This is a genomic window from Chromohalobacter israelensis DSM 3043, assembly GCF_000055785.1.
GTDB lineage: Bacteria > Pseudomonadota > Gammaproteobacteria > Pseudomonadales > Halomonadaceae > Chromohalobacter > Chromohalobacter israelensis.
The window spans coordinates 3,531,446-3,549,593 of record NC_007963.1 but is presented as its reverse complement, the minus strand read 5'-3'; the positions used below and the strand labels follow the sequence as shown (position 1 = coordinate 3,549,593).

Below are 18,148 nucleotides of genomic sequence, written 5' to 3'. Positions count from 1 at the left end.
CGAGGGTTTCCATACTTCGCGCTTCGGAAATGCCTCATGAAAGTGACGCCCATGACGCGTCCTCAAGGGAACACAATGAACAAACCTTCCTGTCGGCCGCACGAGTCAGGCCAGTCGTGCGGCCAAGCCCGCGCGCATTTTCTTCGCAGCCGCGCGTTACCGATCGCATTGTTCTCCACCGTCTCGGTGCTTCCCCTCTCCTCGGCATGGGCACAGTCCGATGAGGCACCTGAGCTGGAGACGGTGACGGTCACAGCCGTGAACCTCTATGACAATGTCGGCTACACGCGCCGCACCACCGCGGCGGGCACGCGTTTCGAGCTGAGTCCCAAGGAGGTGCCGCAGTCGCTCAGCATCGTCACCGAGCAGCGCATCGAGGATCAGGATCTGCATGACATCGAAGAGGTCCTCGCCAACACCACGGGCATCTCCGCCAGCCGCATCGACAGCAACCGCGTGTCGTTCTACTCGCGCGGTTTTCGCATCAACAGCTATCAATACGACGGCATTCCCACGCTCAACACGGACAGTCGCTGGTACTTCGGCGAGGGCTCCCAGAACACGGCGATCTATGATCGGGTCGAGGTGGTGCGCGGCGCCAACGGCCTGATGACGGGCGCGGGGAACCCCGGGGCCTCGGTCAATTTCGTGCGCAAGCACGCAGACAGCCGCGAGCTGACAGGGTCGGTGTCCGGCACGCTCGGCAGCTGGGACCAGCGCCGCGGCGTGGTCGATGTCACCACCCCGCTGACGGCGTCCGGCGATGTGCGGGCGCGGTTCGTCGGCGGCTACGACGATAGCGACTCCTATCTGGACCGCTACGCCGAGCGTGAAAAGTTCGGCTATGGGGTGATCGATGCGGACGTGACCGATCGCACCACCCTCTCGGTGGGTTACGACTACCAGAGCACGCATGCCTCGTCGCCGACCTGGGGCGGATTGCCGCTCTGGTACAGCGATGGCAGCGAGACGGATTACAGCCGCTCGTTCAGCGTGGCCCCGGACTGGTCCTACTACGATTTCGAAGCCAGCAAGGTATTCGCCCAGCTCGACCATCGCTTCGACAACGGTTGGGAGCTGCGCGGCACGGCGACCCACGAAGAGACCGACATGGACGGCAAGCTGGCCGCACCTTACTACGAACCCTATTTCTCGTCTCCCGACCCTGTGACGGGACAAGGTCCATTCTTCTATACCGGCTGGAACCGGGGCGAGCGCCAGGTGGACTCGGTCGACGGCTATGCGAAGGGCCCGTTCGCACTGTTCGGTCGCGCGCACGAGCTCGTCGTGGGCGGCAGCTACAGCGACCAGAGCAATGACTACGAGAACACCTTCATCGACGGCTTTGCTCCCGGCGATTTCAATCACTGGGATGGCACGGCACCGAATGCGGGATGGGCGGATTTCACGCCGTCGGAGAGCGCCAGTGTGCGGCAGAAGTCGGTCTACGGCGTCACGCGGTTCTCGCTGGCCGATCCGCTGACGCTGATCATCGGCGCACGCTATACCGACTGGCATGGCAGTACCTGGTCGAGCGGCCTGGGCAGCCATTCTCAGGACGAAGACGACATCACGCCGTATGGCGGCCTGGTCTACGACATCAACGATGTCTGGTCCACCTACTTGAGCTATACCGAGATTTTCCAGCCCCAAAGCTATCGCCTGGCAGGCGGTAACGGCTATCTCGACCCCCTCGTGGGCAAGAACTACGAGACCGGCATCAAGGCCGCCTGGTTCGATGGATTGCTCAACGCCTCGTTCTCGGTGTTCAGACTCGAGCAGGATAACGTGGCCGATATCGTCAGCACCCCCGGCTCGCTCATCACCACCGCCACCCCTGTCAGCGACGTGGTCAGCGAAGGTTTCGAGGCCGAGCTGACCGGTGCGGTGACCGACGATCTCGATATGACCGTGGGAATTACCCACTACACGGCGACCTCCGCGGAAGGCTCGTTCAACACCGACCGCCCGCGTACCCAGGCCAACCTTTTCGCCAGCTACCGTGTACCACAGTGGCGTCAGCTGACGATCGGCGGGGGGGCCAGGTGGCAGAGCGATACCTTCATCGACGACCAGGCTGCGCCCGGCGGCGGAACCCGCGATTACGAGCAGAGCAGCTATGCGGTCGCGAATGTCTTCGGTCGTTACCAGTTCACGCCGCAGCTGGCGCTACAGGTCAACGTGAAGAACCTGTTCGACGAGAAGTACTACAGCTATTTCGACACCTACGGTGTCTATGGTGAACCACGACGGGTGACCTCGACGCTGACCTACGCGTTCTGAGTGTCCTGGCGGGCTCCGGCGCACGTGCCAACGCCGGCGCCCGCCAGCGTCTCGGCCGCTAGCCGGCTGGCCGTTTCCACGCCTCGAACCATCCCAGTCCCGCCCGGGTGCCGGCGCGGGGCTTGTATTCACAGCCGATCCAGCCCTCGAACCCGTCTGCGTCCAACTGTTGGAAAAGCCACGGATAATTCACTTCCCCGGTATCGGGTTCGTGACGCTCGGGCACGCCGGCGATCTGAATGTGGCCGACCCCTGCGCGATGACGCCGGTAGGTCGTCCAGAGGTCCCCGTCCATGATCTGGGTGTGGTAGAAATCCATCTGTACCTTGACGTTGGGCTCGCCCAGTTCGGCCACGATGGCGTGCCCCTCGGCCTGATGGTTGAGGCAGTATCCCGGCATGTCGCGGGTATTGATGGGCTCGATCAGCAATTCGAGGTCGTGTTCGGCGAGGCGGCGGGCGGCATGGCGCAGGTTTTCCAGATACACCTCGCGCCATGTTTCCCGTGCCACATCCTCGGGGGCCAGCCCTGCCATGGCATGCAGGCGCGGACAGTTCAGCGCCCGGGCGTAACGAATCGCGGTCTCGACGCTGTCGCGGAACTCCGCCTCGCGCCCCGGCAGGGCGGCGATGCCGCGCTCGCCGGCGTCCCAGTCGCCCGGCGGCAGGTTGAACAGCGCCTGCTGCAAGCCATGACGTCTCAACTCGGCAGCGATGTCATCGGCCTCGAACGCATAGGGGAACAGGAACTCGACCCCTTCGAAGCCGCAGGCGGCGGCCGCGGCGAAGCGCTCCATGAAGGGCTCCTCGTTGAACATCATGGACAGGTTGGCGGCAAAGCGGGGCATGGGGAGACTCCTTTCAGAAAATGCTTACCAGTGGGCGCCGAAGGCCTGACGAAGCTCATCGATTTCCGCTTCGCCCAGGGTGCGTACGTCGTGCTGGCGCAGCAGGAGATACAGCTTGGCGGTTTCTTCCAGTTCCTCGATGGCGTTGCGTGCCGCTTCCAGTGTCTTGCCCGCCACCACGGGGCCGTGGTTGGCCAGCAACACCGCGCCATGGGACTTGGCATGTTCGCGTATCGCGTCGCCGAGGGCGGGATCGCCGGGACGATAGTAAGGAATCAACGGCAAACGCCCCACGCGCATGACGAAATACGGCGTGATGGGGGGCAGGCAGGAGCGTTCATCGAGGCCGTTGAGACACGAGACCGCCGCCGAGTGCGTGGCATGCAGGTGAATGATGCCGCCGGTATCGGGACGCTGATCGTAGAAGGCGCGGTGCAGGAACGACTCCTTGGTCGGTGGCTCGCCGTCGAGCAGGTTGCCGTCCCAGTCCAGCTTGGAAATCGCGGCGGGATCGAGGGCACCGAGGCTGGCGTTGGTCGGCGTCATCAGCCAGCCGTCATCGAGTCTGGCGCTGATGTTGCCGGAAGTGCCCGGCGCCATGCCCAGTAGCCGGAAGGAACGGCCGATCTCGGCAATCTCCTCGCGCAGGCGGTTTTCGTTGATCGTGGTGCTGATGTGGCTCATGGCAACATCCTCCATGCCTTGGTCATGAAGTCCCGGGCCCCGAAGTTGCCCGACTTGAGGGTCAGGGCGAGCGGCGCCGGCGTGCCAAAGGTGGTGGTCCAGGGCACGCCGGGATCGATGCTCGGGCCGATGCGCAAGCCTTGCACCCCAAGCGCGTTGACCACCGCGCCGGAGGTTTCGCCTCCCGCCACGAGCAAGCGCCGTACGCCATGGTGCTCGACGAGGGACTGGGCGATCTCGGCCATGGCGCGTTCGACCAGGGCCCCCGCTTCCGCGACGCCGAGGACCTCCTGCGCCCGTCGCACGTCTTCCGGCGAGGCGCTGGCATACAGCAGCACCGGGCCACGATCGAGATGCTCTTCGGCCAGCGCGAGCGCCGCCGCGATGACCCCTTCGAAATCATCGGCCAAGGCCAGAGCGTCGAGGTAATGGCTCGGGTAGTGCTCGCGGGCATGTTCGAGCTGCGCCAGGGTGGCGCGCGAACAGCTGCCGCTCAAGATGGCCTCTCGCCCGGCGATGGCGGGCAATGCATCGGCTTGTCCTGCCGCAGGCAAGCGATCGGTCAGGTTGGCGGGCAGCCCCAGGGCCAGCCCGGAGCCGGCGGTCACCAGGGGCAGGTGGCGACAGGCGCGTGCCAGGGTATGCAAATGTTGCGTGTCGATGGCGTCGCAAACGGCGATGCCCACGCCCGCCGAGCGCAGTGCCTGCATGCGGGCCTCGACGGCCTCGACACCCTCGCTGAGCGTGGCGTAGTCGATCAGATCGACCCGCTGGTGCGTCTGGGCGCCGAGAACGCGCACCAGATTGGCATCCGTCATGGGCGTGAGGGGGTGATCCTGCATGCCGCTTTCGTTGAGCGGCACGCCCCCTGCGAACAGGTAGCCGTTGTAGACGGTGCGCTGGTTGGCGGGCAGTGCCGGGCAGGCCACGGTGAAGTCGGTGTCCAGCGCCGTCATCAGCGCGTCGGTCACCGGCCCGATGTTGCCCGCGGGCGTGGAGTCGAACGTCGAGCAGTACTTGAAATAGAACTGTTCGCAGCCCTGGGCCTGCAACCACGCCAACGCCTCGAGAGACTGTGCCACGGCCTCGTCGGCGGGCAGGGTGCGCGACTTGAGGGCGACGACCACGGCCTCGACGTCATCGTCCAGCGCCGTCGACGGGACGCCGATGGTCTGCAGCGTGCGCATGCCGGCACTGACCAGCATGCTCGCCACGTCCGTGGCGCCGGTGAAATCGTCGGCAATGCAACCGATGATGGGCATCGTCATTCCTCCTCCCCTGTCTCGTCATCGTTGGCCGCGAGAGACGGCAACCCGAAGCCCGGAAACGTCTTGATCACGGCAGCGTCATCGTCGCCGCCATGGCCTTGTGCCGAGGCTTGGGTAAACATGGTGAGCGCCTGACTGGTCAGTGGCAGGGGAAACTTGTCGCGGTGAGCGGTATCGTGAACCAGACCCAGATCCTTGACGAAGATGTCCACTGCCGAACGCGGCGTGTAATCGTCCTCGAGAATGTGCGGCACGCGATTCTCGAACATCCATGAGTTGCCGGCGCTCTGGGTGATGACTTCATACAGCACCCGTGGGTCGCAGCCGCCACGAATGCCATAGGCCATGGCTTCGGCGGCGGCGGCGATGTGCACCCCCGCCAACAGCTGGTTGACCAGCTTGACCTGCGATCCCTGTCCCATCGCGTCGCCAAGCCGAAAGACCTTGGTGGCGAGGGCGTCGAGGACATCCTCGACGCTGTCGAAGACATCGTCAGGCCCCGAGGCCATGATCGTCAGCGCGCCTTGTGCGGCCTTGGCGGCGCCACCGGAAATCGGCGCATCGAGCAGACGCAGGCCCCGGGTGGCGAGCTCCTCGCCCAGGGCGACCACGGCCTCCGGCGCGCAGGTAGCGCACGAGACGATGACGCTGCCGGGCGCCAGGCCGTCGGCGACGCCCTGGGGGCCGAACAGGACCTCGCGAGTCTGCTCGGCATTGACGACCACGCTGACGACGATATCGACGTGAGCGGCCATCTCGGCGGGCGTGGCGACCGCCCGGCCACCGTGGGCGTCGAATGCCTGTCGGGCGTCGGGTCGCAGGTCGCATCCCCAGGTCGTGAAGCCGGCATCGACCAATGAGGTCGCCATGCCCATTCCCATCGACCCCAGGCCGATGACCCCCACCCGCGCGCGTCGTGCTTGTGTCATCTCGCGTTCCTCGTCGTTGATGAAACGGCCGTTGATCAGGCCGACGTGTCGGTTCCGGTGTCCTCGATGCGTTCCAGCAGGTCCGTCGGCGCCTGGCGCAGGCGCCACTCGGCATGCTCGAGGTGGCGCGCGGCGGCCTGGGCGGCGGCCTCTTCGTCGCCCTGGGCGATGGCGTCGACGATCGCTTGATGCTCTTCGATGACCTGCGCCATGAACGTTTCGCGCAGCGACTCATTGGTTCGCGTCACGGTAACGGCGTGATGCAGGAAGCGGTTGTAGAAGTCGATGATCGCCGTGAAGTGCGTGTTGTTCGACGCCTCGGCGATGGCGCGGTGAAAGGCCATGTCCTGATCGACGCCGTCGGAGCCGACTTCGACAGCCTCGTCGATGTCGGCCATAGCATTGCGAATACGGCGCAATTGGGAGGGGGTGCGGCGCTGCGCCGCCAGACGCGCCGCCTCGACTTCCAGGGCCCGGCGCAATTCGAGAAGACGGATGATCGATTGCAGCGATGGGTCGGGAATCGCCAGGCGCAGCGCCACGGTGGGGACCTCGGCGACGAAGCTGCCGCTGCCGCGACGCGATGTGACCAGGCCGGCGTTACGCAGCATGGAAATGGCTTCGCGCACCACCGAGCGGCTGATGCCATAGCGTTCGCCGAGCGCCGCCTCGGTGGGCAAACGCTCCCCGGGGCGCATCTCGCCGGTATGGATGGCGTGCGTCAGCTGCCGTGCGACCTGCTCCGAGAGTTGGGTACCACGGGTCGGTCGAGTCTCTGGATCGGTGATCACCGCTGCTCCCTCTTGTCTTGTCGCGAGACGCAGGCTCTCGCCGGTATCGGCGTGAGCGTCTCCGACTAATGGTGGTGTTGCTCCGACAGATTTGTCAGACAACATTATAAATAGGGTGGCGACGACGCAATACGTCTTTGGACCAACGCCACACCACCATGGGTAACTCATGCGGAGCGCCGCTTCGTTCGACCGGGGAGACATGCATGCAAGTCATCGTGACCGGAGGTGCCGGCTTTCTCGGCGCACGCTTGATCCAGACGCTGCTCGAGGAAGGTCAGCGCATCGAGGGAGAAGCGATTACACGGGTGACGTCGATCGATCTCGCGCCCTGTCCTCTCGACGATCCACGCGTCGAGTCATGGACCGGGGATATCGCCGACAAAGCGCTGATCGAGCGTGCCCTGGGAGACGATACGCTCGCCGTCTGCCATCTGGCCGCTGTGGTCAGCGCCCAGGCGGAGGCCGATTTCGAGCTGGGCATGCGCGTCAATCTCGAGGCGACACAGGCTCTGCTCGACGCCTGTCGTGCCCATCCGCGCCGCTTGCGTTTCCTGTTCGCCAGCTCTCTGGCGGTGTTTGGCCCCGGACTGGCACAGCCGGTGCCCGAAGAGACCGGCCCTCAGCCGCGTTCTTCCTATGGCGCGCAAAAGGCCATCGGCGAGCTGCTGGTCAACGACTACAGCCGACGGGGCTTCATCGATGGGCGTGTCTGCCGCCTGCCGACCATCGTGGCTCGCCCCGGCAAGCCCAATCAGGCGGCTTCCTCGTTCGCCAGCTCGATCATTCGTGAACCGCTGGCGGGGCAGCGTGCCGTTTGCCCCGTGGATCCCGACCTGCCGCTCTGGTTGTCCTCGCCGCGTGCGGTGGTTGGCAATCTGCGCCATGCCTTGCAACTCGACGACGCTGCACTGGGCGAGTGGCGCACGCTCAACTTGCCGGGCATCACCGTCACGGTGACGCAGCTGCTGGATGCACTTGAGCGCCAGGCAGGCGCCGAGACGCGCGGGCTGGTGGACTTCACGCCGGATGCTGCCATCGACAAGATCGTCGCGAGCTGGCCGGGGGGACTGGATATCGCGCGCCCGTTGTCGCTGGGCTTCCAGGCCGATACCGATGTCGATGCCGTGATTCGCGCCTATCGCGAGGATTACTCGAGCACCTGACGCCCACCGAGGCCCGGCGGCGTGGGTGGCCGTCCGTGGCAACGGTGACACTCACGCATGCTTGCACCCCTGGATACAAAAGCGCTGCTCAGACAGCCACAACAGTGCAAAGGAGTACGCCACCATGACGGAAACAGCCGCAGGTCCGCAGGTCATCATCGGCCTGGGTATCGCTATCTTCGTAATGATCTCGCTGGTCTTGAAAACCCGCGTGCACGCCTTGCTGGCGCTCATCATCGCCGCCTCGATCGCCGGCTTGATCGGCGGCATGCCACCCAATGCGGTGATCGGGGCGATCACCGACGGTTTCGGGAGCACGCTGTCGACCATTGGTCTGGTCATCGGCTTCGGGGTGATGATGGGGCGCATCCTCGAGGTGTCGGGTGCCGGCCAGCGCATGGCCTACTCCATCCTCAAGATGCTCGGCAAGGAGCGCGAGGACTGGGCGATGGCGCTGACCGGGTATATCGTTTCGATCCCGATTTTCTGCGATTCCGCCTATGTGATCCTCAATCCACTGGTCAGGGCGCTCGCACGCAACAGCGGCCGCTCGATTCTGGCGCTGGGCATTGCTCTGGCATCTGGGCTGGCCATCACCCACAGTGCGGTACCGCCGACGCCCGGCCCGCTCGGGGTGGCAGGCATCTTCGGTGTCGACGTCGGTCTGATGATCGCCTGGGGGATCGTCTTCACGATACCTGCCTTGATCGTCATGGTGCTCTATGCGCGCTTCATGGGGCCGCGCATCGAGGCGATGATCGAGCGTGACGTTCCCGATTCGTTGCGCCGCGATGAAGACGAGGACGATGCTCTTCCTGGGCAGCGGCCCATGGCGGAGTTGCCCACGTTGTTGAAATCGGTGCTGCCCATTGCGCTGCCGATTGCCTTGATTTTCCTCAATACGCTGGTGACCGCGATAGTGGGCGAGAGCGACGACCCCGCCCTGGCGGTGCAGATCATCCAGTTCGTGGGCCACCCAGTGATTGCCGTGGGGATCGGGGTTCTGGTGGCGGTGTATGGGCTCGTGCCCAAGATGCCGCGTGACCGGGTATTGGCGCATCTCGAAAAAGGTGTGGAAAGCGCCGGCATCATATTGCTGGTGACCGGTGCCGGGGGTGCTCTGGGGTCCGTATTGCGCGCCAGCGGGGCTGGCGATTACATCGGCGAAAGCGTCGCATCGCTGGCCATGCCGGCTTTCCTGATTCCTTTCATTATCGCCACGCTGGTGCGCTTCGTGCAGGGCAGCGGAACGGTGTCGATGATCACCGGCGCGTCGATTTCTGCCCCGATCCTGTCGTCCATGCCGGATGTCAATCTGGTACTGGCGGCGCAAGCGGCGTGCCTGGGTGGGCTGTTCTTCAGCTATTTCAATGACAGCTACTTCTGGGTCGTCAATCGCATGCTCGGTGTAAGGACCGCCAAGCATCAGCTGCTGGTGCTGTCGGCGCCCACGACGCTGGGGTGGGCGGCTGCACTCGTCGCCTTGTTCATCGCCAACGCCTTCGTGGGTTGAGCGACATCCGGTCCGCATGGAAGAGGAAAGATGCCATTCCATATCACCGAGTGACAACGCGCGGCGTCGCCTTGCATGGAGAAAGCGACGCCGCGACGTAACACGCCAACCGAATGACGTTTCATGTCAATCTAAAGCGTGGCGAGCTTTCGACAATGAAGGGGTTCGACGGCATCGTGCCGCCCATTCAGACGCTCAGGACGCCACCATGAATCGAAACGTCATTCTTACCTGTGCCATCACCGGCGCGGGTGACACGGCCGACAAGCATCCCGACCTGCCCATCACGCCCAAGCAGATCGCCGACAGCGCCATCGAGGCCACGCGCGCCGGGGCGAGCATCGTGCACTTGCACGTGCGCGATCCGGAAACCGGTGGCGTGAGCCATTCCACCGAGTACTTCCGCGAGGCGGTGGGTCGCATCCGCGAGGCGGATGTGGATGCGGTCATCAACATCACCGCGGGCGGCGGGGGCGATCTGTTCCCCGAGGTTCGCGACGGTGTCATCCATGGTCTCGAAGGCACCGATCTGCAGACGCCGGCGGAGCGCCATGAGCCGGTCGGCGAGCTGTTGCCGGAAATCTGCACCCTGGATTGCGGCAGTCTCAACTTCGGCGACATGGTCTATCTCAACACCGCCGATTGGCTGCGCGAGCATGCTCGCCTGGTCAAGGACGCGGGGGTGAAACCCGAACTGGAATGCTTCGATCTGGGCCACGTGTGGTTCGCGCGTCAGTTGATCGAGGAAGGCCTGATCGAGGGCGATCCGCTGTTTCAGCTCTGCCTGGGGATTCCCTGGGGCGCCGAGGCGGATACCGAGACCATGCTCGCGATGCGCAACAAGCTGCCCGCCAACGCCCACTGGTCGGCGTTCGGCATCGGGCGCAGCGAGATGCCGATGGTCGCGCAGTCGATGCTGCTCGGCGGTCACGTGCGGGTCGGCCTCGAGGACAATCTTTACCTCAGCCGCGGCGTGTTCGCTACCAATGCTCAACTGGTGGAACGCGCCGCGACGATTGCCGAGAACCTGGGAGGCCGCGTGCAGACGCCGGCCGAAACACGTCAGACGCTGGGGCTGCGCCAGCCGTGAGCGACAAGGAGAACATGATGTCTCGACAAGACACGGCCGCGGCGGCCGATGTGCCCGCGCGGGTCGCCGTCATCGGCACCGGCGTGATCGGCAATGGCTGGATCGTGCGAGCCCTGGCGGCGGGCTGCGATGTCGTGGCCTTCGACCCGGCCCCCGGCGCCGAGGCAACGACGCGCGCCTTCGTGGAACGGGTCTGGGAATCGGTGGCGACGATGGGCCTTGCCGACACGGCGGACCCGAGTCGGCTGCGTTTTGCGGCCTCGGCCATCGAAGCCGTCGAGGAGGCCGATCTGGTCCAGGAAAACGTGCCCGAGCGACTCGAGATCAAGCATCGCGTCCTGGCGGAGCTGGATGCACATGCCCCCGAGGGCGTGGTGATCGGCTCCTCGACGTCCGGCATCAAGCCCAGTGAACTGCAATCAGCCTGCACGCGCGACCCCGGTCGCGTCATCGTCGCGCACCCGTTCAACCCGGTGTACCTGCTGCCGCTGGTCGAGCTGGTGGGCGGTGAGCACACCGCGCCGGTCGTCACCGAACGCGCCCGGGCTCAGTATGCCGCGCTGGGCATGCGGCCGCTGGTGGTGCGTCGCGAAATCGAGGGCCATGTGGCCGACCGCCTGATGGAAGCCCTGTGGCGCGAGGCGCTGCACCTGGTCAACGACGGTGTCGCCACTACCGAGGAAATCGATGCCGCCGTGGTCTACGGTGCGGGGTTGCGCTGGTCGCTGATGGGCACCTTCCTGACTTTCCACCTGGCCGGGGGCGAGGGCGGCATGCGTCACATGCTGCACCAGTTCGGGCCGGCACTGAAATTGCCGTGGACCAAGCTCGAGGCGCCGGAGCTGACCGACGAGCTGATCGAGAAGGTCGCCGACGGCTGCGAGCATCAGGCCGCCGGGCGCAGCGTCGCCGAACTGGAAACGCGGCGTGACGCCTTCCTTACCGAGCTGCTGGCATTGACCCGCAAGTACTGGCCGGAAGCCGAGGGGCTCGAGGGGCGCATCTGATGAGCCGGACACCAGACAGCTCAACGTTCGGCCCCTTGCTGGAAACCCGGGTGGCCGACGCCTGGGTCGACTACAACGGCCACATGAACGATGCCGAGTATGCGCGGGTCTTCTCGCTGGCCGTCGAGGCGCTGATGGAGCGTATCGGCCTGGATATGGCCGGACGAGCCGAGCATGGTTACACGCTCTATACCCTCGAGACGCACCTCTGCTATCGAAAGGAGGCGCATCGCGGCGAGGCATTGACGGTGACGCTCCTGCTGCTCGATAGCGACAGCAAGCGATTGCATGTGCTCTTCACGCTCACCAACGCCGCCGGCGAGACGCTGGCGACCAGTGAGCAGATGCTGATGGGCATCGACATCGAAAGCGGGCGGCCGGCGGCGTTTCCGGCGCCGGTCGCCTCGGCGCTCGAGGCGCTCCCCCGGGCAGGCGAGGAGTGGCCCCGGGCCGCCGGGCGGCGCATCGGCATACCGCGTCGCTGAGCATGCGCGAGGCAAAAAAACCCCCATGGCGTGCCATGGGGGTTTTTTGTGGCCGGGGCTCGCGTGGTCAGCCGTGCGCGAGGGCGTCGACGCATTGCCGGCGGTGGGCACGGCGCAACATGCGCAGCCGCGAGCGGGCCTCGTCGCGCTCCAGGTAGCAGCCCTGCAGCCAGCGGCGCCCGCCCTGGCCGACATCGAAGGCATCGCGGGCGTGCAACAAGCGGCGGTTGTCGAAGATCACCATGTCGCCGGGCGCGTAACTGAAACGCAACGCAAACTCCGGCTCGCGCAGCAGGCGCTGCAGCGCCATCAAGGCGGCATAGGCAGGCTCCACGTCCTCGAACGGCGCCATCAGCGGGCCGCGCAGAAAGTCGGCGATGCGTACCTCGTCGAAGTGGCCGTTGGCGTCCAGCTTGATCATCGGGTCGAACCATACGTGGTCGGTGGTGCGGGCCGTGTTGGCGTAGCACCAGCGCACGCGCGTGAGCGTCGCGAAATGTTCGGGATGACGCTCGCGCAGGGCCTCGGCCACGGCGAAACCGTCCATCATCACGGCATCGCCGCCGACGGTGTCGTTTTCCAGGCAATGCAGCAACTGCAGACCGGGCTGGTACTCGCGGGTCGGCAGATCGACGTGCGGTGGCAGGGCGATCGAGGTGTAGGCATTGGAGTCGGGGTCGGGCTTGGCACGCACGTCGAACAGCGTGCCGAAGTTGGTGGTGCGCGGCGGGCCGATGCGCCGGGCGATGGCATCCAGGCTGCCGGGGTCGGTGGGCAGATTGCGTAGCCTCACCAGGCCTTCGCCGATGACGGCCTCGAGGGCGCTTTCGAGGCAGGCGTCCGGTGCCAGGGGATCGTCGTCGGCGCTTAGCCAGTCATGCGCATCGAGAGTGGTGGGCGCGTCGCGCTCGCTGCCTTTCCACAGCGTCGTGGGGACCAGTGGCGCTTCTGGCGTGTCCAGGTTGGCGTAATCGTGGGCTCGCAGCCAGCCGGGATGAAATCGCAGGCGGCGTTGCTCCGGGGCGAAGACGATCTCCAGCGCACCGGCGTCGTCGAGGCGCGCCTCGCTGACCGTGGGCCACGCCCCGAGGCGTGACAGGTCGAGGATGCGCTCGCGGGTGGCCGGATTGACGGTGCTGTCGTCGGCGGCGTTTTCGCGCAGCCAGATGCTGTGGTATCGACTGACGCGACCGTCTTCCCAGCGCACTTCGACCTGGCGGGGAGTGTGGCTCACGTGCTGGATGGCGACCTCGATAGGCCAGGCATCGTAGTCCGGTGTCGCCGGCAAGGCGTCGAGCGGGGCGGTCGTGGGGGGAGAGAATGTCATGGCGGCCTCCTGGGCAGGGGAACATGGGCCTAGCATGGCGTCCCTCGTCACCGCCGTTTACACCTCAGGCGACGTCTTCTTGCCGTCAGTCGTCATGCCGTGGGGGGAGTGTCGGGGCCGCGGCGGGCGTGTCGCGGGCTGGCGCCGAAATGCTGCTTGTAGGCCCGCGAAAAGCTGGAGGCGGAAGTGAAGCCGCAGGCCAGGCCGATGCTGAGAATGTCGCGGTCGGTTTCCCGCAGCAGTTGCCGGGCGCGTTGCAGACGCAGGCGGAGATAGTGGTCGCGTGGCCGTTCGCCCAGCTCTTGCTCGAAGAGACGCTGAAGCTGGCGCAGGGAAATGCCGATACGCGCGGCGAGTCGCGCGAGCGGCAACGGCGCCTCGAGGTGACGCTCCATCAGGGCGACGGCCTCGATCACGCTGTGCTTGTGGGTCCCCAGGCGCTGGGTGAGGTCCTGACGCTGCTGGTCGTGACGCGGGCGCATGCGGGCGTGGATCAACTGCTCGGAGACGGCTGCCGCCAGGGCCTCGCCGTGCCGGCGCGCAATCAGGTCCAGCATCATGTCCATCGCGGCGGCGCCGCCGGCACAGGAGAAGCGCCGCGGCCCGACCTCGAAGAGCGACTCGACGGCGTCGAGTTCGGGGAAGCGCTCGCGAAACGCCGGCAGGCTTTCCCAGTGCAGGGTGACACGGTGCCCCGTGAGCAGGTCGGCGCGGGCCAGGATCAGGCTACCGGTATCGATGCCGCCCAGCACGCAGCCGTCCTGGTCGCGTTGGTGCAGCCAGCGCAGCAGGCGACGGGTCAGGCGTTCCTCGGGCTCGAAACTGGCGCAGATGGCGATGCTGGGCAGGGCGGGAGCCGACTCAAGCGAATCGTCGGCGAGCAGGGTCATGTCGTTGCTGGCGGTGACCGGGGCGCTGTCCAGACTGATGACACGCCAGGTGAACAGCGTCTCGCCGGCGATGCGGTTGGCGATGCGCAGCGGCTCGACGGCGGAGAAGAACGCCATCATCGAGAAGCGCGGCAGCAGCAGGAACCCGATGGGTTCGGGCAACGGGCCGGCATAGTGTAAGCGCATCAGTCCTCCCCCACGGCGATACATCGGGCGACGGTCGCCGCGACGTGGCTACCATAGCAAATTCTCCCGGCATGAGGGACGCATCGAGAAGAGGATCGGACAGGGCAGGCGGAGGGCCGGCCGTGATGGCCGGCCCGGCTGGATCATGCGTCGACGAGCCACTCGTCGATGAGGTCGCGGTTTTCCTCGATCCATTGCTTGGCGCCTTGCGTGGGGTCGCCGACGTTTTCGATGGTCAGCATGAGATCGGCCAACTGGGCATGGCTCATGTGCCAGGTGTCGAGCATCTCGGTGACCTCGGGATGGCGTTCGCCAAAGCCCTTGGGCGACATCCACATGATGTCGTCACCGCCGCCGTAGCTCTTCTTGGGATCCTCGAGGGCCTTGAGGTCGTACTGCGCGTAGGCCCAGTGCGGTTGCCAGAGGGTGACCGCGATGGGCTCCTCGTTGGCGTAGGCCTCCTCGAGGGCTGCAAGCATGGCCGGCCCGGAGCTGTTCAACTGACGCAACGGCAGATCGTAACTCTCGATGGCGTTCTCGGTCTCGCCGGAGATGGCCGAGCCCGACTCGATGCCGATGATGGTGGGCTGGCCCTGATAGACGAAGCGCTCGGCGTTGTCCTTGAGATCGCTGATGGTGTTGATGTCTTCCAGGTAGGCGGGCACCACCAGCTCGTCCTGAGCGCCGTCGAACCAGGCATCGTGAACGTCGATACGGTCCTCGTAGGGCTTGATGTACTGGGCGTCGCCATTCGGGAGCCAGACTTCCAGCGAGATATCCAGATCGCCCTGTGCCAGCCCGCTGAACAGCACGCTCTTGCCCGTGGTGGTCAGCTCGACGTCGTAGCCCTGCTTTTCGAGCAATTGCTGCCACATGTGAGAGACGGCGATGTTTTCCGACCAGTTGTTGGTGCCGATGGTCAGTGTGTCATCGGCCGAGGCGGTCATCGAGAGGCCGGCCAGGCCACAGGCGACGAAAAGGGGAGTCAACGGTTTCATCAGATTTTTGCGCGAGATACCCCGTACTTCTAGTGCGGGGAGGGATAGCGCGTCGTCTGTGGGACGACCCTATTCTCGCTGCCTCCTTCTTGAGTGGTTGCTATCTTTGAATTTAAGTTTTATATAATTTTGCGCATGACGAAACGCGCCTACCAATACCGCTTCTACCCGACGCCTGAGCAAGCTCAGTTGCTTGCCCGGACGTTCGGTTGTGTACGTTTCGTCTATAACGCGGTGTTGCGTTATCGCACGGATGCCTTCTACCAGCGCCAAGAGCGGATAGGTTACGTTGAGGCCAACGCTTACCTGACGCGGATGAAGAAAGCCGACGAAACTGCGTTTCTCAACGAAGTTAGTTCGGTTCCGCTTCAGCAGTGTCTTCGCCACCAACAGGCGGCCTTCAAGCACTTCTTTGAAGGCCGTGCCCGTTACCCGGCCTTCAAGAACAAGCGGCACCGCCAGGCGGCGGAGTTCACGCGCTCGGCCTTCAAGTATCGAAATGGTCAGCTGTTCCTGGCCAAGTGCAAGGAGCCGCTCGCTATCCGCTGGAGCCGTGAGCTGCCCAGCGAGCCGACGACCATCACGATTTCCAAGGACTCGGCAGGCCGCTACTTTGTCAGTTGCCTGTGTGAATTCACTCCCGAGACGCTGCCCGTCACCCCTCGGATGACCGGTATCGATCTGGGCCTGAAAGACCTGTTTATCACCGATCAGGGAGAACGAATCGGCAATCCCCGCCATACCGCTAAATACGCGGCTCGTCTGGCCAAGGCACAGCGCCGGTTGAGCAAGAAGAAGCTCGGCTCCGCCAACCGCGCCAAGGCCAGAAAGCGAGTGGCGCGACTTCACGCGAAGATCTCCGATTGCCGAATGGACCGCTTGCACAAGCTGTCTCGCAGACTGATTAACGAGAACCAAGTGGTCTGCGTCGAATCCTTGAAAGTGAAGAACATGCTCCGCAACCCGAGCCTTGCCAAGGCCATTGCCGATGCTGGCTGGGGCGAGTTCGCCCGCCAGCTTGAATACAAGGCACAGTGGGCCGGACGCCAACTGGTTAGGATCGACCCGTGGTATCCCAGCTCCAAGCGCTGCTCGGATTGCGGGCACATCAAAGACGCGCTACCGCTGAGCGTTCGTGCCTGGGACTGCCCCGCCTGCGGGGTTACCCACGACCGTGACATCAACGCCGCGCGTAATATCAAAGCCGCCGGGCTGGCGGTGTTAGCCCTTGGAGAGAATGTAAGCGGCATGGAGCCCGTCTCCGTGTCCGGTTCTCGGTGAATTGGGAACCCCCATCCTTCAGGGCGGGGAGCAGTCAAACGCGTCCTTTTTGTGTTGGTGAATCGAAAGGGATGAGAAAAGTGTTGCGCGATGGTGTCATTCTGCCATCAGCGTCTCGGAATAGCCGTAGGTCGAGAGGCGATCGATACCATCTTCGGTGATCAGCACCTGCTCTTCCAGCTTGACGCCCTCGGTGCCGTCGCGGTGGCCGATGTAGGCCTCGACGCACAGCGTCATGCCGGGCTCGATGTCACCATCGTAGCCGACGTCGTCCCAGTCCATGTCGTGGGCGATCAACGGCCATTCGCCGGTCATGCCGCAGCCATGGACGATATCCAGGTAGCGGTTCTCGCGATAGCCGTCGGGGATCGGCCATGCCTGGCGCGAGTAGTCGCGGAAACTCATGCCGGGGCGCAGCAGCGCGATGTTGCGCTCGAGCTGGTCGGCGGCCATGCGATACAGCGCTTTCTGCTCGGCATTGGGCGCACCTGCGCCGGGCACGTGGAAGGTCCGCGAGAAGTCGGTGTAGTAGCCGAAGCATCCCACGATGTCGGTATCGAAGGCGACCAGCTCACCCGGGGCGATGATCTTGTCCGAACATTCCTGGAACCACGGGTTGGTGCGCGCGCCGGAACTGAGCAGGCGGGTCTCGGCGTATTCGCCACCGGTCGCCAGCACATGCTGGTTGAAGATCGACCACAGCTCGTTTTCGCTCATGCCGGGGCGCAGGGCGGCCTCCATGTGCGTCATCGCGGCTTCGGTCAGCGTCACGGAACGATGGATGAGCGCCAGCTCGTCGACACTCTTGATCGACTTGGCGCCCTCGACCACGGTGGCGGCGTCGGTCAGTTCGAAGCCGGCCTGGCCCAGTGCCTCGATGGCGCCGGTGGGCGCGGATTCGATCCCCAGGCGCTGCCCTTGGGCATGCGAGCGCGCGAACAGACCGCGAATGTCGTCGACGAAGGCCTGAGTGTGCGTCGCGCAACGCGGGCCGCTGTATTGCGGCATCACCGCCCGGGCGGGGCGGACCTCGTCGAGCAGTTCGGCGTTGGCTGCCAGATGCAGGCAGGCGCTGAACTCAAACAGCACCACCGGGCCGTCCGCCGCAACATAAAGGTAGCGCGCCGGGTTGCGCTGCGAATACACCTGCATGTTGCGCACGCCGCAGGCATAGCGAATGTTGATCGGGTCGAACAGGATCACCGCGTCCAGCTCGTGGTGACGCATCTGCTGACGCAGCCGCTGAAGCCGATAGCGCTCGACGCGCGAGAGCAGCTCGGCATCCAGCGTGGCGTGACGAAAGCTGCCGTCGGTGTAGGGACCGCCCGTGGGGACGGACCCGGCGAGTGAAACGATATCGCCCATTGAAAGATATCCTGGTTGAAAGTGAACGAAACGCCGGG

16 protein-coding genes are annotated in these 18,148 nt (G+C 64.9%); 7 read left to right on the top strand and 9 right to left on the bottom strand.

Annotation, left to right across the window (positions count from 1 at the left end; genetic code table 11):
* Positions 1–36 precede the first annotated feature (36 nt).
* Entirely contained in the window at positions 37–2,283 is a 2,247-nt protein-coding gene (fhuE, locus tag CSAL_RS16125; protein ID WP_342341602.1) for a ferric-rhodotorulic acid/ferric-coprogen receptor FhuE, read from the top strand.
* Between the two features lie 58 nt (positions 2,284–2,341).
* On the opposite strand, the gene otnI is transcribed toward fhuE, so the two are convergent.
* The 5 genes from otnI to CSAL_RS16100 are packed head-to-tail and all read right to left on the bottom strand — an operon-like array spanning position 2,342 to position 6,802.
* Positions 2,342–3,130 carry a 2-oxo-tetronate isomerase gene (gene otnI / locus CSAL_RS16120; protein ID WP_011508471.1) on the bottom strand — a complete coding sequence of 263 codons (789 nt, stop codon included), beginning with the start codon at positions 3,128–3,130 and terminating at the stop codon, positions 2,342–2,344.
* A 24-nt stretch (positions 3,131–3,154) separates the two neighbouring features.
* Entirely contained in the window at positions 3,155–3,814 is a 660-nt protein-coding gene (gene otnC, locus CSAL_RS16115) for a 3-oxo-tetronate 4-phosphate decarboxylase (protein WP_011508470.1), read from the bottom strand.
* Positions 3,811–5,076, bottom strand: a complete 1,266-nt coding sequence (gene otnK / locus CSAL_RS16110; protein ID WP_342341601.1) for a 3-oxo-tetronate kinase — start codon at positions 5,074–5,076, stop codon at positions 3,811–3,813. The genes otnC and otnK overlap by 4 nt, the downstream gene beginning before the upstream one ends.
* A 2-nt stretch (positions 5,077–5,078) precedes the next feature.
* Positions 5,079–6,032 carry an L-threonate dehydrogenase gene (gene ltnD, locus CSAL_RS16105; protein ID WP_244846630.1) on the bottom strand — a complete coding sequence of 318 codons (954 nt, stop codon included), beginning with the start codon at positions 6,030–6,032 and terminating at the stop codon, positions 5,079–5,081.
* A gap of 14 nt (positions 6,033–6,046) precedes the next feature.
* Positions 6,047–6,802, bottom strand: coding sequence for a FadR/GntR family transcriptional regulator (locus CSAL_RS16100; RefSeq protein WP_011508467.1), 756 nt, complete (start codon positions 6,800–6,802; stop codon positions 6,047–6,049).
* A gap of 206 nt (positions 6,803–7,008) precedes the next feature.
* Here CSAL_RS16100 and denD point away from each other — a divergent pair, with 206 nt between their 5' ends.
* The 5 genes from denD to CSAL_RS16075 all read left to right on the top strand — a co-directional run bounded on the left by denD (position 7,009) and on the right by CSAL_RS16075 (position 12,063).
* Complete coding sequence (gene denD / locus CSAL_RS16095; protein WP_011508466.1) at positions 7,009–7,968, top strand: D-erythronate dehydrogenase; 960 nt, start codon at positions 7,009–7,011, stop codon at positions 7,966–7,968.
* A gap of 124 nt (positions 7,969–8,092) precedes the next feature.
* A complete protein-coding gene (locus CSAL_RS16090) occupies positions 8,093–9,481 on the top strand; it encodes a GntP family permease (RefSeq protein WP_011508465.1) in 1,389 nt (462 codons plus the stop codon).
* Positions 9,482–9,689: 208 nt separating this feature from the next.
* Positions 9,690–10,571, top strand: a complete 882-nt coding sequence (locus CSAL_RS16085; RefSeq protein ID WP_011508464.1) for a beta-keto acid cleavage family enzyme — start codon at positions 9,690–9,692, stop codon at positions 10,569–10,571.
* Positions 10,572–10,588: 17 nt separating this feature from the next.
* Positions 10,589–11,578 carry a 3-hydroxyacyl-CoA dehydrogenase NAD-binding domain-containing protein gene (locus CSAL_RS16080; RefSeq protein ID WP_011508463.1) on the top strand — a complete coding sequence of 330 codons (990 nt, stop codon included), beginning with the start codon at positions 10,589–10,591 and terminating at the stop codon, positions 11,576–11,578.
* Entirely contained in the window at positions 11,578–12,063 is a 486-nt protein-coding gene (locus CSAL_RS16075; protein WP_011508462.1) for a thioesterase family protein, read from the top strand. Before CSAL_RS16080 ends, CSAL_RS16075 begins: the two co-directional genes overlap by 1 nt.
* Positions 12,064–12,130: 67 nt before the next feature.
* On the opposite strand, the gene CSAL_RS16070 is transcribed toward CSAL_RS16075, so the two are convergent.
* From CSAL_RS16070 to CSAL_RS16060, 3 genes are all read right to left on the bottom strand, one after another.
* On the bottom strand, positions 12,131–13,390 hold the full coding sequence (locus tag CSAL_RS16070) for a TauD/TfdA family dioxygenase (RefSeq protein WP_043558694.1): 1,260 nt from the start codon (positions 13,388–13,390) through the stop codon (positions 12,131–12,133).
* 92 nt (positions 13,391–13,482) lie between these two features.
* Entirely contained in the window at positions 13,483–14,466 is a 984-nt protein-coding gene (locus CSAL_RS16065) for a GlxA family transcriptional regulator (protein ID WP_011508460.1), read from the bottom strand.
* A gap of 143 nt (positions 14,467–14,609) precedes the next feature.
* Positions 14,610–15,464 carry a glycine betaine ABC transporter substrate-binding protein gene (locus CSAL_RS16060; protein ID WP_011508459.1) on the bottom strand — a complete coding sequence of 285 codons (855 nt, stop codon included), beginning with the start codon at positions 15,462–15,464 and terminating at the stop codon, positions 14,610–14,612.
* Positions 15,465–15,599: 135 nt separating this feature from the next.
* Between CSAL_RS16060 and CSAL_RS16055 the strand changes: the two genes are divergently transcribed.
* On the top strand, positions 15,600–16,745 hold the full coding sequence (locus tag CSAL_RS16055) for an RNA-guided endonuclease InsQ/TnpB family protein (protein ID WP_011508458.1): 1,146 nt from the start codon (positions 15,600–15,602) through the stop codon (positions 16,743–16,745).
* Positions 16,746–16,841: 96 nt separating this feature from the next.
* On the opposite strand, the gene CSAL_RS16050 is transcribed toward CSAL_RS16055, so the two are convergent.
* Positions 16,842–18,110, bottom strand: coding sequence for a M24 family metallopeptidase (locus CSAL_RS16050; RefSeq protein ID WP_011508457.1), 1,269 nt, complete (start codon positions 18,108–18,110; stop codon positions 16,842–16,844).
* Positions 18,111–18,148 lie beyond the last annotated feature (38 nt).

What these genes read in the sequence shown, in the direction of transcription:
- fhuE (WP_342341602.1), top strand. Translation starts at nt 37, where the DNA reads ATGAAAGTGACGCCCATGACGCGTCCTCAAGGGAACACAATGAACAAA.
- otnI (WP_011508471.1), bottom strand. Translation starts at nt 3,130, where the DNA reads ATGCCCCGCTTTGCCGCCAACCTGTCCATGATGTTCAACGAGGAGCCC.
- otnC (WP_011508470.1), bottom strand. Translation starts at nt 3,814, where the DNA reads ATGAGCCACATCAGCACCACGATCAACGAAAACCGCCTGCGCGAGGAG.
- otnK (WP_342341601.1), bottom strand. Translation starts at nt 5,076, where the DNA reads ATGCCCATCATCGGTTGCATTGCCGACGATTTCACCGGCGCCACGGAC.
- denD (WP_011508466.1), top strand. Translation starts at nt 7,009, where the DNA reads ATGCAAGTCATCGTGACCGGAGGTGCCGGCTTTCTCGGCGCACGCTTG.
- CSAL_RS16090 (WP_011508465.1), top strand. Translation starts at nt 8,093, where the DNA reads ATGACGGAAACAGCCGCAGGTCCGCAGGTCATCATCGGCCTGGGTATC.
- CSAL_RS16085 (WP_011508464.1), top strand. Translation starts at nt 9,690, where the DNA reads ATGAATCGAAACGTCATTCTTACCTGTGCCATCACCGGCGCGGGTGAC.
- CSAL_RS16080 (WP_011508463.1), top strand. Translation starts at nt 10,589, where the DNA reads ATGTCTCGACAAGACACGGCCGCGGCGGCCGATGTGCCCGCGCGGGTC.
- CSAL_RS16075 (WP_011508462.1), top strand. Translation starts at nt 11,578, where the DNA reads ATGAGCCGGACACCAGACAGCTCAACGTTCGGCCCCTTGCTGGAAACC.
- CSAL_RS16070 (WP_043558694.1), bottom strand. Translation starts at nt 13,390, where the DNA reads ATGACATTCTCTCCCCCCACGACCGCCCCGCTCGACGCCTTGCCGGCG.
- CSAL_RS16065 (WP_011508460.1), bottom strand. Translation starts at nt 14,466, where the DNA reads ATGCGCTTACACTATGCCGGCCCGTTGCCCGAACCCATCGGGTTCCTG.
- CSAL_RS16060 (WP_011508459.1), bottom strand. Translation starts at nt 15,464, where the DNA reads ATGAAACCGTTGACTCCCCTTTTCGTCGCCTGTGGCCTGGCCGGCCTC.
- CSAL_RS16055 (WP_011508458.1), top strand. Translation starts at nt 15,600, where the DNA reads ATGACGAAACGCGCCTACCAATACCGCTTCTACCCGACGCCTGAGCAA.
- CSAL_RS16050 (WP_011508457.1), bottom strand. Translation starts at nt 18,110, where the DNA reads ATGGGCGATATCGTTTCACTCGCCGGGTCCGTCCCCACGGGCGGTCCC.